Source organism: Lysinibacillus sp. NPDC095746, assembly GCF_044763535.1.
In the GTDB taxonomy this organism is placed as follows: domain Bacteria; phylum Bacillota; class Bacilli; order Bacillales_A; family Planococcaceae; genus Lysinibacillus.
This window is the reverse complement of the sequence record NZ_JBIWGL010000001.1, coordinates 83442-96501: the sequence shown is the minus strand read 5'-3', so window position 1 is coordinate 96501 and position 13060 is coordinate 83442. Positions and strand designations below refer to the sequence as shown.

General features: G+C 35.1%; 12 protein-coding genes and 1 pseudogene. 4 read left to right on the top strand and 9 right to left on the bottom strand.

Features of this window, described 5'->3' with window-relative positions:
* Positions 1–33: 33 nt before the first annotated feature.
* The gene (locus ACIQ7N_RS00475) at positions 34–588 is read right to left on the bottom strand and encodes a DJ-1/PfpI family protein (protein WP_402929504.1); all 555 of its coding nucleotides are present in this window, start codon (positions 586–588) and stop codon (positions 34–36) included.
* Between the two features lie 235 nt (positions 589–823).
* On the opposite strand from ACIQ7N_RS00475, the gene ACIQ7N_RS00470 reads away from it, so the two are divergent.
* Positions 824–1222 (top strand): MarR family winged helix-turn-helix transcriptional regulator, encoded by a 399-nt coding sequence (locus ACIQ7N_RS00470; RefSeq protein ID WP_402929502.1) that lies wholly within the window; start codon positions 824–826, stop codon positions 1220–1222.
* The gene (locus ACIQ7N_RS00465) at positions 1222–2418 is read left to right on the top strand and encodes an MFS transporter (RefSeq protein ID WP_402929921.1); all 1197 of its coding nucleotides are present in this window, start codon (positions 1222–1224) and stop codon (positions 2416–2418) included. The genes ACIQ7N_RS00470 and ACIQ7N_RS00465 overlap by 1 nt, the downstream gene beginning before the upstream one ends.
* A gap of 36 nt (positions 2419–2454) precedes the next feature.
* Here ACIQ7N_RS00465 and ACIQ7N_RS00460 read toward each other — a convergent pair whose 3' ends face one another.
* Complete coding sequence (locus tag ACIQ7N_RS00460) at positions 2455–3090, bottom strand: C40 family peptidase (protein WP_402929501.1); 636 nt, start codon at positions 3088–3090, stop codon at positions 2455–2457.
* A gap of 1083 nt (positions 3091–4173) precedes the next feature.
* Between ACIQ7N_RS00460 and ACIQ7N_RS00455 the strand changes: the two are divergent.
* Positions 4174–4488 (top strand): annotated as a pseudogene (locus ACIQ7N_RS00455) (spore coat protein); the annotation flags it as partial.
* Between the two features lie 115 nt (positions 4489–4603).
* Here ACIQ7N_RS00455 and ACIQ7N_RS00450 read toward each other — a convergent pair.
* From ACIQ7N_RS00450 to ACIQ7N_RS00430, 5 genes are all read right to left on the bottom strand, one after another.
* Positions 4604–5278 (bottom strand): VanZ family protein, encoded by a 675-nt coding sequence (locus tag ACIQ7N_RS00450; protein ID WP_402929499.1) that lies wholly within the window; start codon positions 5276–5278, stop codon positions 4604–4606.
* Between the two features lie 63 nt (positions 5279–5341).
* Entirely contained in the window at positions 5342–6199 is an 858-nt protein-coding gene (vanY, locus tag ACIQ7N_RS00445) for a VanY-A/VanY-F/VanY-M family D-Ala-D-Ala carboxypeptidase (RefSeq protein ID WP_402929497.1), read from the bottom strand.
* 101 nt (positions 6200–6300) lie between these two features.
* The gene (locus tag ACIQ7N_RS00440) at positions 6301–7398 is read right to left on the bottom strand and encodes a HAMP domain-containing sensor histidine kinase (RefSeq protein WP_402929496.1); all 1098 of its coding nucleotides are present in this window, start codon (positions 7396–7398) and stop codon (positions 6301–6303) included.
* Positions 7391–8086 (bottom strand): vancomycin resistance response regulator transcription factor, VanR-F/VanR-M family, encoded by a 696-nt coding sequence (gene vanR, locus ACIQ7N_RS00435; protein ID WP_402929494.1) that lies wholly within the window; start codon positions 8084–8086, stop codon positions 7391–7393. The genes ACIQ7N_RS00440 and vanR overlap by 8 nt, the downstream gene beginning before the upstream one ends.
* Before the next feature lie 660 nt (positions 8087–8746).
* On the bottom strand, positions 8747–9139 hold the full coding sequence (locus tag ACIQ7N_RS00430; RefSeq protein WP_402929492.1) for a ribonuclease HI family protein: 393 nt from the start codon (positions 9137–9139) through the stop codon (positions 8747–8749).
* 391 nt (positions 9140–9530) lie between these two features.
* Here ACIQ7N_RS00430 and ACIQ7N_RS00425 point away from each other — a divergent pair, with 391 nt between their 5' ends.
* Entirely contained in the window at positions 9531–9722 is a 192-nt protein-coding gene (locus tag ACIQ7N_RS00425) for a zinc-finger domain-containing protein (RefSeq protein ID WP_132358910.1), read from the top strand.
* Positions 9723–10009: 287 nt separating this feature from the next.
* Here the strand turns inward: ACIQ7N_RS00425 and ACIQ7N_RS00420 are convergent, their stop codons facing one another.
* Together ACIQ7N_RS00420 and pepF are read right to left on the bottom strand one after the other, a co-directional pair.
* Entirely contained in the window at positions 10010–10993 is a 984-nt protein-coding gene (locus tag ACIQ7N_RS00420; RefSeq protein WP_132358907.1) for an SEC-C domain-containing protein, read from the bottom strand.
* Positions 10994–11217: 224 nt separating this feature from the next.
* On the bottom strand, positions 11218–13032 hold the full coding sequence (pepF, locus tag ACIQ7N_RS00415; RefSeq protein WP_402929491.1) for an oligoendopeptidase F: 1815 nt from the start codon (positions 13030–13032) through the stop codon (positions 11218–11220).
* Positions 13033–13060 lie beyond the last annotated feature (28 nt).

Sequence of the window (13060 nt, the reverse complement as noted above, 5' to 3'; positions counted from 1 at the left end):
AGAGGATGCCTGCTTTCAGGCATCCTCATTCCGTTAGTTTTCTAGCTTTTGAATAAATTCTCGCATTAAGCCAGGTAAATCTGGCCATGCATGACCACTAATTAAATTATCGTCTGTATGAAGATTAGAATCGATATACGTTGCACCTGCTACTTGAACTTCGGGCTTGCAGGCAATATAGGCTGTTAGTTCACGTCCTTTCAATATTTCTGGGATGGTCGCGAATATTTGAGCTGCGTGACATACAGCAGCGATTGGTTTATTTTTTTCAAAGAAATGGCTCACTAGTGCTGGAACATGTTCATTTAAACGAATGTATTCTGGCGCTCGTCCACCAGGAATGATGAGTCCGTCAAATTGTGCTGGATCTACTTCTGCGAAGGATGCGTGTGCTTCTATGCCATATGCTGTACGCTCGATGTATGTATCGACACCATCGACAAAATCGTGCAATACAGTCTGTAATTTTTTTGCGGATGGTGCTGCAATCGTTACATCATAGCCAGCCTCAAGACAACGGTAATAAGGATAAAAAATTTCTAAAGCTTCAACTGCGTCTCCTGCAAGTATTAATACCTTTTTCCCCATGCTTCCATCTCCTTTTATTTGTAATCTATTAGCTTAATTCGACACTTTTAAAAATTTCCCTTCTGATAGTTAGTACGTCGGAGAAAATCGCTGATAAAATGCAAGCTAATCACTGATGAACAAATACGTAAGTCGCTGTGGTTATGCGCCATCAAAACTTCAAACACTTTACAGCGAAAAAAATGAGGCGTATAGTATTTATTTAGCTAGGTAAATAAATAAGGAGGACGCTAACATGAATCCTATTTTTCATGCTTTATTCCAAAAAAGTCGTTATTTAACGAATTGTTTAAATGAAGTACTGAAACAGCACAACTTGTATAGCTCACAATGGGCTATTTTATATTGCTTACATAATCATGGGCCAATGACATTAACACAAATTTGGAAGTATTTAAATGTTGAGGCACCGAGTATAACGAGAGCAATTACTCGACTTGAGGCTTTAGGTTGGGTGCTTAGAATGGAGGGTGAAGATAAACGTGAAAAAATCGTTACTTTATCACCATATGCAGAGGAACATTTGCCTGCTATCACTGAAACCATCTTAGCTTTTGAGGAAGAAATGGTAGGGGCATTAACTGTTGAAGAACAACAGCAATTTATAATTTTATTGGAAAAAATGAAAGGTTGATAGACGTGCAGCAAGAAGGGAATACAAAAATATGGACGAACAGGTTTATTAGTCTCTTTTTAACAAATATCTCGGTATTTTTTGTTTTTTATGGATTGGTAACGACTTTGCCGTTATATGCGATCGGTGAGTTGCATCAGACAGACAAGGAAGCGGGATTGTTAATATCAGGATTTTTATTATCAGCTATTATAGTTCGTCCTTTTTCGGGTAAATTATTAGATGTTTTTGGGAAGAAAAAGCTTTTAGTTATATCAATAATAGGCTATTTTTTATGTACAGTCTTCTATTTATTTATTCATCCTTTTGGACTTTTACTAGGATTACGTTTTATTCAAGGGATATTTTTTAGTGTTATTACAACAGCAGCTGGCTCTTTAGCCGCAGATATAGTGCCAGCCAATCGAAAAGGTGCAGGGCTAGGCTATTTCGCAATGTCTACTAACTTAGCAGTAGTTATTGGACCATTTATCGGTTTGCTGCTTATTCAATATAGTAGCTTTAATGTGCTATTTATTGTGATGAGTATTTGTATATTAGCAGGGGGCATTTTAGCTGTAACGATAAATACTGATGATTTATCTAAGTCAGAACATCAGGGTAAATTGACATTTAAATTTAATGATTTATTTGAATATCGTGCACTTCCAGTTGCAGCGATTGCTAGTTTAGTAGCTTTTTCATATTCGAGTGTTTTATCGTTTTTATCAGTCTACGCTCAGCAAAAAGATTTAATGGCTGTAGCGAGTCTATTTTATGCAGTTTTTGCAGCAGCAATGCTTATTACACGTCCATATACAGGTAAACTTTATGATACAAAAGGGCCGCAGTTTGTTATTATACCTGGTATTATACTCTTTGCTATCGGTCTTGTTATGCTCGCATTTGTCTCAGGACCAGCACTATTTTTATTGGCAGCCATTTTTATTGGATTTGGCTATGGGGCAGTAACTACAAGCTTACAAGCATTAGCTATACAGTCTACATCACATACACGCAGCGGTTATGCAACAGCAACGTTCTTTACGATGTTTGACATTGGTATTGCGCTTGGCTCTTATATTTTAGGAATGGTGGCCGTGCAAGTAGGCTATTCTTCTGTCTATCTAACTGGAGCAGGCTCGCTAGTTGTAGTCTTTATCATTTATTTAATACGTTTATTAAAAATAAAAGCGAAAAAAGTAGCACATGTATAAATAAAAAACAGTTGGGGCATCCCAACTGTTTTTTATTCACGATATACGACCATATCCAGCAAAGTGTGTTTTCCAATAAGAGCTATTTAAGTTAGCAACAGAAACACCACCGTCACTTGCACTAATCATTTGACTATTTCCAATATAAATGCCTACATGAGAAATACCAGCTTTATATGTATTAGCGAAGAATACTAAATCACCTACTTGAGGTGAACTTACTTTTTTAGCTGAACTGTAAAAACCTGCTGCAGACTTACGAGCTGTAGAAATACCAGCATTATTATATACATAAGTGACGTAGCCTGAGCAATCAAATCCTGTACTCGGCTTACTTCCACCAAATGTATATTTTACGCCTAATTGTTTTTTAGCAACTTGCACTAGATTAGTTGTTGGCTTAGGTGTAGGTGTTGATATTGTTGCTGATGTGAGTGGGGTATTGAGGTTTAACTTTTGTCCAACGCGAATTGTCGTAGAAGATAAGTTATTCCATTTCATCAATGTTTGATAAGTAACACCGTACTGATTGGCAATCTTCCATAAAGAATCACCAGATTTTACTGTATAAGTTGCTGCTGATGCTGTGTCAATTGTTGAAAAAAGTACAGATGAACTTAAAGCCAATGTAGCTAATTTCAATCCCCATCTATACTTTTTATTCTTTTTCATAATATGTATCCTCCTAAAAACCTTAAAACTTAATATATATATGATATTATCATTGTAATATTACAAAAGTATGTCAATAAAATAACATTCGAGATACAAATTATACTAATAATAATTGGAAAATATATTGTTTTATGGCTCATCATCAAAAATCAGGGGTGATATTTATATATATATGCCATGTATGTAAGTTAATTGGATGATGACTTGGCGATTGCAATGTATTGCTTATAAGCACGGTATACATTTTGTTTATATATGAAGAATGATAAAAATGAAATATTGGGGGATAGTAAGTATCTGAATGAAGGAAGGGAGGAGACCGACTCTTGGTAACCTGAAAGAAGTAATCAAAAGAATCTTTTTAGAAAAGTGGTAAGCAGTACATTATACATGCTCAGCCTATGTTTTCATAATAACAAATGTATTATAAATTTCTTCAGAAGAGGTGCAAAGCAGAAGAAAAAAACCACTCTCTGAACCACTAACCACTTCGATTTCAAGTTTCCAACGTAACGGTCGTTCTACTACTAAATAATCGGATTTAACATCTTTCCAATCCTACAAATCCTGGACTTTCTGTAGCAGATCCCTCTATGGTATTTCATTATGGTGATCTGAAGGTTATCATAGGAAATTAAATTATTATTCCTCTAAACGGTTTATATATTAAACTCCTCATCAATAAGCAATTTTACAGTTAAAACTCAAAACCTTGTTAAATTATTCTGCGCCATAAGTTCAATTAAAAAAGAGCTAGCTTCCGATGGTGTTCCTTAAACAACTTAGGGATGATAAGTAATTAGAAAAAAGAGCCCCTTAGGAGCTGAGGGCACTGAAAAAGTCCATATCTTCTCACATTGCGAGGTATTCAGCGGTTAATCGTTGAATACCTCGCTTTTTTCATATGGCACTGTGATTCTACTGTTGTTTGGAGAAGCATTTCGCTCGCTTTCCGCGGGCGAGCGCCGAGCCTCCTCCTACGCTTCGCTTCGTGCGGGGTCTCGTCTGTCTCGCTTTCCCGCAGGAGTCGAGCGATGCTTCTCCAAACAACGCAATGTATCAACCTATTATTTTAGTCACGATAAAGGTGTAGAGATTGATCCAGTTAATATCTATGAAATTGATCAACAAACTTTCAATTTTATCAGAGATGAAGGAGATACACCTGTGGTTAGACCAGTTTTTAATCTTCCACCTGTACCACCTGGATTTGAATTAGAAAGAAAATGTATTTTTACAGTTGATAATGCATATTACGTAATTTATGATTTAGAAAATGGAACTGATACCAATGTTATATTAAGGATTGGTGCAGCTTTATTTAACTCATTGAGAAATTCTGGTAATAAGAGGATAATATGTTCAATATATGAGCATATATACATATTAAAATAGGTCTTTTGTCATACTCTTACACTCTCCTTATCCTTGTGCAAGAGTACTAAGTAAACGTGTTTCATCATCTTTTAATTTAATTTTTTTTGCCAAGCATTATTGATGGCGAAAATCCTTAAATAGCAAATAAAAACATCCCCAAAAATGATAAAACTAAATAAAAGATGGCTTCGTGTTTGATGACAACTGAAGATGATGGTATTTCATCTTTTGCGTTGCTATTTTTTTTCAAGAAGACGTGAAAGAATGCTTTAAAGATGAAATATCCAATAATAGCGCCTAGTGTGTTCATAATTAAATCATCTGTCGTTGTGTTTCGACTTTGAGTAAATAACTGACTTAATTCAATACATAAAGATAACAAAAATCCCGACAAGGCAACTTTTTTAATTGTTCGAAATTGTTTCCAAATCAATGGTAACAAGAATCCTAATGGTATCGTCATTAAAATATTCAAAACATATGGCATAGTCACCTCAGAACTAGAGAATGGAACTAAGTAAATTCGATTAAATTCAGATGTAGATGCGGTAACAAACCTTTGCACATCCCAAATTGTTCCTATACCTGTTACACCATAAACAACTGCCAGATATACTAAAAAAATAAATACCTTTAAAAAATGCTTGCGGGAAACTCTTCCTTCCTTCTTCTTAGCCCTTAGAAAAAATATTTTTTGAAATATAATACATAAAATACATGTGCAAATAATGTTAATTAATAAATCCGTATGAAAAACATATGTAATACATATACGAATATAAACATATAGATACTGAAATAGTGACATAATAATCCTCCTTAATGAATCTCTTTACATTAAACCTTTGACTTTATCATTTTAGAACATAATTCAAGAAAAGGTGGTCACAATCACGCCATCTATATTATTACCAGATATTTCATAATGTTCATCCACTGGTATTTCAACGTCAATTGTCTCGTTTTGAGAAATGGGATAATATGAGATTGTATATTTTTTCCCATCAACACTAACAGAAATGCTCATTTCTTCTTTTAAATAGTCCAAATATTCTTCCAAAGCTAAATTCATATCCTGCATAATTGCACTATGAGGCAAGCCGACATAGCGAATATGCCAAGGTTCATATTGAATTCCTGTAACATCCGTTTTGTCCAACGGATAGCGTAATATAAATCCGTATTCCCAAGAATTTTTTTCTATCCACTTTCCTTCAAGCGCTTCCTCCATCTTCTTTTGAGTGGACCCCACATCAAGCGATAACCCCAAATTGTGTTCGCTACGACCTGCTGGCAAAGCATAATCAGAACCCATTTTTTCGTAAAGTCTGCTTTGCTCATCTAGGTCTCGAAAACCACTACTAATTAAAAAGTGAAAAACACCATCTTTTTTAGCATTAGCTATCAACTCAGAAAATTTTTCAGCTATTTCTTCTGATAATTTAATTTCGTTATCAAGTAACCCATACCCATTCGTCAATTCTTTGTGCGTATATAAATTTATGACATCGGATTTTATGCTCTTTTGGTGAACAGGGTGTTCATTATTGACCAAGAGTAAATTCCCTTGATAGATATGTTCTTTTGTAAGTTCAATCTTTTGGGTATTTTCAGTAGCCGTAATATCATTTTGTTCATATAACTCTACTTTATCTTGGGATATCGGTAATATATTAAAAATAAAAACTATAAATAATGCAAAAACCAATAAAAATCCCCACTTTTTCATTTTTAGTCTCCTCCTTGATGTAACTTGTTTATAGGATAGGAAAAACTTTTAAAATAAAAAGTGGGGTAAATATAAAATTTTTCTTAAATTTTTACTTGGATTTAGGAACCCTCCATTGGTAATCGGACTTCAAATATAGTGCGTATTAAATCACTTTTGGCTGTTATTGTCCCACTGTGTTGCTCTACAATATTCTTCGCAATGAATAAACCGAGACCTGTACTATTTTCTTGATGAGTTCGTGCTTTGTCACCAGTATAAAGCATATCAAAAATATGAGGCAGTTCATCTGGAGGAATGGCATCCCCATAATTGATAACTTGAATAATTACTTCCTCGGACTCAATAAAACCATTGATATCTAGATATTGCCCCTCATACCCATAGCGATTTGCATTAATCAGAAGATTTTCAAACACACGTGCCAACAGCTCTCCATCACCCCTTATAGATAAAGGGGAAGTAATATTCATCCTTGCTATCAAATCGTTTTTCTCGAAAACAGGATACAACTCTTCTTTCAATTGAATAAGTAGCTCACTCAAATCGATTTGTTTCTTTTCAATTGGTAACATGCCATAATTCATCCTAGTTATTTCGAATAATTCATCAATCAACCTTTCTAACCGTTGAGATTTGGTAAAGGCAATCGTTAAATAATGCCTGATCTGATTTTCAGCCAAGCTATCATCCTTAAGGATTAAATCTAAATAACCTAAAACAGAGGTAAGAGGTGTGCGCAAATCATGAGCCAAATTTACGACTAAATGCTCTTTACTACTTTCCGAAAAGTCACCCCTCTCTATTGCTTGTTCCAATTTTTCACTTGCCAGATTAATGCTTTGTGCAATATCATTAAATTCATCATTTGACAATATTTGAACTCGATGCTTAAAGTTACCCTGAGCGAGATAATGAATTCCTTTTGAAATCTCATTGAAGTAAGTAGAATAGGGTTTTGTAAGTAAAAAGAAAAACAATATCGAAAGTAGGATAAATAACAGTAAAAAGACGTTAAGGTCCCCAATATTTTCTATAATTTTGCGAAAATAAGCTAGTGTATCTCCATAATGAACATTTGTATAATAATAAAGTTGGAGTACTTTAAAGAGTAGGTAGGTTATGGCGCTAGACAACAACATGCTTAAACCTAACAACATTATCATTTTTGAACGAAAGCTTCGTAGTATTTTACCCATTAAATTTATAGCCTACCCCCCATACCGTTTTTATCAATTTGTTTTTTCGTTTATCCTCTTCAAGTTTTTTCCGTAAAGTACGAATATGAACCATAACGGTATTCCCACCTTCATAATATGCATCCCCCCATACCTTCTGAAAAATATCTTCGGCACTATAAACTTTATTTGGATTACTGGATAATAAATATAAAATTTCAAACTCTTTCGGTGTTAACTCAATATTCTTACCATATAGACTAACTGTACGTTGTTCAGGTGAAATCGTTAATCCTCCAAATTCCAAGTTTGAGCCCTGTTTGGTTTTAGGCTGATTCAACTTTAAAAAGCGTCGCAGCTGCGCATTTACCCGAGCTACCAATTCAATGGGTATAAATGGTTTCGTCATATAATCATCTGCTCCAATCACGAGTCCCTGCACTTTATCAAAATCAGACGTTTTAGCGCTCAAAAAAATAATCGGCATATTATGTTTTTCACGAATGCGACGTGTAACTTCATATCCATCCATTTTCGGCATCATAATATCCAAAATCAGTAAATCAATTGGTTGAGTATGGATAACATCAATGGTTTCTTGCCCATCTGATACCTTAATCACACGATACCCTTCTTTCTCTAAATGTATAGCAACCAAATCAGCAATTTCAACATCATCATCAGCTATTAATATTGTTATATTTTTCATTTATTTCACTCCTAGATAAAGTTAGCATTAATGGTCAATAAGTTATACGAAGCTGTATCATAAAAAAACATAGAATAACTTTATATTAAACCAACATTCACTACAACTTTTTTATAAAAAATTAAATCATGTTTTGACATTATAATCAAAAAATAAATTGTTAATAGTAATTGTCATAAAAAGAATGTTTTGTTGAGCTAAGAGTCCATTCAAAAAAAGGAAACCATTTTGATTAATCTTTTTTCAAAATGGTTTCCTTTTATTTGCCAAAGCTTGTGGGTTTACAGAAAAAAATGATCACTCTAATACGTTAATAACGGGGCGTTTAACCTAATAAATACAACAATAAGCCCATAAAAAGCATAAAGCAGCGCGGCTTGTTATTTGATATACGGATTATTACTGTAACTCAAGGAGTTTTTTGTTGAGAATTGTTGAAAATAACTTGGAATAGTTTTGGAATTAACATGGAGAATATGGAGTGAAAAATATAAGGATTTTGAAAGAAGTAATAAATTTGTAAAATAAGAAGATTGAAGAGGCTTAGTAGAAATTCTAAGCCTTTTTGGTGCTTTCAATGAAAGGAAATAGCATTTGTATTATGAATTCAAAAAGATTCTTTTGTTGTCGCTCGGTAAGGCAAGGGACAGTCCCCGTTGTTTAATTTTTTCCTTTTTGAATCGCTTTACGTGCAAGTGCATCTGCCGCTTTATTTTGTGTATCTGGGACCCATTTGATGAAAAATAAATCGAAGCTATTTGCAAGTGTAAGTGCCTGCTCAAAATAAGGTTTAAATTCCTCATTTTTCACATATTCTTTTTCCATAGAGGCTACAACAATTTTTGAATCGGAGCGCACTGAGACTAGGTTTGAACCAAGCTTTTGTGCTTCCTCAAGACCGCGTACTAAGGCAGTAAATTCGGCAATGTGGTTATTGGTTTGCCCTATATACTCACTGATTTGTATATGATGGCCTTCTCCTTTAATAAATATCCCAATACCACTGGGGCCAGGATTTCCTGCACTAGCAGCGTCAATATATACTTCTAACATAAAATCCCTACTTTTTGATTTAGATTATACATTAATTGTACATCAATAGTGCTTTTTCACAATATCTAAGTAGAAGATCGATTATGCCTTTGCATAATTTTAGTGGCATCTGACAGAGGCTTTACTTCTTTCAGCAAGGTTTAGACACCTGTTGAAAAGAAAGTAGCTCAAATCCGCTTGTATCTCACTATCTAAAAAGGTGGGAAATGTACCTGTCGCTATGCTTTCGGTACAAAAGGCATTTTGTAATACAAAAGCACCTGTGCCTGCCAATACAAAAGAGATTTGCAGAAAGATGTTAAATGGATAAACAAAATAGTTGCTTGTTCAAAATGTTCACTTCATAATAGTAGGAAGCGAAATTTGGACGTGAAAGGAGCGAGAGTTCAATTTGGATAAAGTGACGGTTATGAAAGATATTGACGAACTACATGATACGTATTGTGCCGATTGCTTAGTGATAAAGCAATTACGAAAAGATCGTGGTAAACCTGGAGCTCACCGCTTTTGTATTGAAGCGTGCACCGTAGGAGAGCGACTACAATTTCTTGGAGAAGAGCTCTTGAAGGTGTATAGTAAATAATGTTTTTAACCAGTACAGAAATGTCGCAAAGTAATCATAGGAACTAAACAGACTATGTTTAAATAAAATAAAGCTTATTTCATTTTTGCTCAATAAATAATCATATTTACTAATTTCGATGCATAAATAACAATATGTTCGGAAATAATAGTATTGGTTGGTTACCATAGAAAAAGCTACTTTGTTGTTGGCTCATTGCCGATAATAAAAGTAGCTTTTTTCTATGGTAACTAAAATGCGCCACACACTCTAAATCTCCTCCAGAGTGTGTGGCGCTATTTTAAGCATTATTTAGTTGCAGCATAGCTACTTAAGTCTTGGTAGTATTTTGTGAGAGAGGAAGCTGAAATATCGAACGTCGCCGCAATTTCTTTTACAGTCAGTGATAACGGCTCGAATAGCTCTTTTTCTTGACCGTACCGAATCGCGCCGGCAGCAATAGCAGCCTCTTTGCGCGCAGATGGTTGACCTTCAATTAAATAGTCCTCTAAAAGCTCTAACAAAGGAGCTGTTTCACGCTCATTTTGCTCAAGGAAATCTTTAACCTGAGTGATTACATTGCTCTCAAAGTTCGTGAACTCCTCGCCTTTATAACCGTTTGACACAAGTAGTTCCCAGAAGGATAAATGCTCTTCTTTTAGGAATGCTCCTGCCTTCTTCTCAGAAGCATCAAAAGTTTTCTTAAATTGCTCAAATACTTTAGCATGATCTTCTGGGAAGAAGATAAGCGTTGATACAGCTAAATAATGTTCCGATTTTTTTGTACCATCTGGTAAGATGAATGCAAAGACATGCATTCCTTCAGGGATTGGCTTGTCATTTTCACGACGAATATGAATCTCTTCATTTGTTAACACATGTGTGGCCTTGAAATATTTTTCTTCTACAACTGACACGGAACCAATAAATAGACGGGGTTGTGACCAGCCTTCTAACACTTTTACCGTAGAAGGTCTTACCGTTTTTTTCTTTGTTTTCTTTAAGTAACCTTTCCAAATTGATGGTTCCTGATGGAAGAAGAAGTCGTCTAACGCGATCGCCTCGATTAGCTCTCTTTGTAGTACGCTCTCTAATTTAGGCTGCCATGTACCTACATGCTCTATATAGGCACGAACATCTTTACGTTCTGGATATTCTAAGTAAAATGTTTGTAGTACACGCTCTAATTCTTCGATTGCTACAGCTTCTACGGTAACCTGTTGTTTACCTTCACAACATTTTTTATATTTTTTGCCGCTACCGCATGGGCATGGATCATTACGTTTTACCATAATTAGAAACACTTCCTTTGAAAATTGTTAGTAGAATTTTGCTAAATAAATTGCATACAATTAATAATAACGGTACATTTGTACGAAGAAAAATGATTGTCTATTTAGAAATATCAAAAAACATTAGGGGGGCGGCTTAATTCTAGTATATGTATATATTTCCCTGCTTAGAACTAAAAAAACCATCTACGCTTTAAAAATAGCATAGATGGTTCTTGCTTTGTTTAGCCTTTGACAGCTTCCATTTCTATCGTTAATCTTTCGAGCTCATCAATAAGGTGACCAATATAAGCAATCGTATCTCGAAGCGGCTGATCTGTTGTAACATCGACACCCGCCATTTGAGCTAGCTCCACAGGTGATTTCGTACCTCCAGCTTGAAGGACTGCTAACCATTCAGCTACAGCCGTCTTCCCTTCTTTTAAGATACGCTTAGATACTTGTGTGGAAATTGTTAAGCCAGCGCTATATGTGTATGGATATAGGCCCATATAATAGTGTGGTTGACGCATCCAAGTAAGCTCTGCTCCCTCCGTAATATCGACGGTGTCACCCCAGAAATCTTCTAATACGGAGCGTTTTAAGTGATTTAAAACAGTAGCATTCACAGCTTCTCCAGCATCGATTAATTCATATACTTTTCGTTGATAAGCTGCCTCTAGTAAGTGTGTGACAAAGTTATGATAATATGTTTTGGATACAATATTTGAAATTACCCAACGTTTGAAGCGAAGATCGTCGTTATGGGTTAATAAATAATTGGCTAGCAGCATTTCATTCATTGTTGATGGTGCCTCTATAAAGTATAACGACGGACGACTGTTAAAATAGGATTGATGGCTATGTGCATTCACAAAATGACCTGCGTGCCCAAGCTCATGAATTAAAGTGAATACCTCATTCATACGTCCATTCCAAGACATTAAAATATACGGATGACTACCATATGGACTTGAGCAGAATGCCCCAGTCGATTTTCCCTTATTTGGTGCATAATCAATCCAGCGTTCGTTAAAGGCCTTTTCGAGCATCTCTTTGTAACCTTCACCCATAACGTCTAATGCTTTTTCAACATATTCTTTTGCTTCAGCCATTGTTAATTTCGGATCATAGTCTGGATCAAGGGCAATCTTTAGATCGGCAAATGTCATTTTTTCAATGCCGTTTGCTTGTTGAATAAGCTTTGCGTAACGGCGCATATGTGGAGCAAGCTCTTTCGTAATCAGATCTATTTGACGATTATAAAGCGTACGATCAACATCTTGATTAAATAATAAATAGTCAATAACAGAATCAAAACCTCGTAAATCAGCCATCGTTTTTTCCTGTTGAATATGTGTGTTATAAATTTTTGCAGTTGTGTGCTGATAATCGCGCAACTTATTCGAAAATGCTTGGAAAGCTGCACGGCGAACATTTGTATCGGCGTCAAACTCCCAATCATTCTCGTATAATACAAAACTAAGTGGATGTTTTTCGCCATTGGCATCAAATTCTCCAAAATGCATATCTACAAGCTTTGTCGTATTATACGTTTCATACGGTGCATCAAAAGTAGAGCTAAATGCAGCTAGTGCTTTTTCTACCTCTGGATGTAGCTGATGCGGCTTTTGTTTTAATAATTCCTCTATATAGACTTTATAATTAGGGCTTAATGTAGCAGCTTCCTCTAAAATAGACCCATCCAGTGCTAGTAATTCACTGCGTACAAAAGAAATTGTACTACTTATTTTTCCGACTGCCGTACCATATTTTGCAGCACGCATTTGAGCTTCGTTATTTGTATGGTCAGCTTGATTATTTAAGCTTGCATAAGTACCAATAGGAACTATGCTTTCATATAGTGCTTCATAAGCTTTTAAAACATCAATTACCTTTTGAGCACCCGTAATTGTACCTTGATACGTGCTTTCGAAATTTATTGCATCTTCCACAAGCTGCGCTAAAGCACGTTCAAAATCCGCGTCATTTTTAAGTAAATCTGTTAAATCCCATGTTTGTTCTACTGGTACATCTTTTCGTAATGGTAATACCTCCATTGATGAACACCCCTTTTTAGTAAGTGAT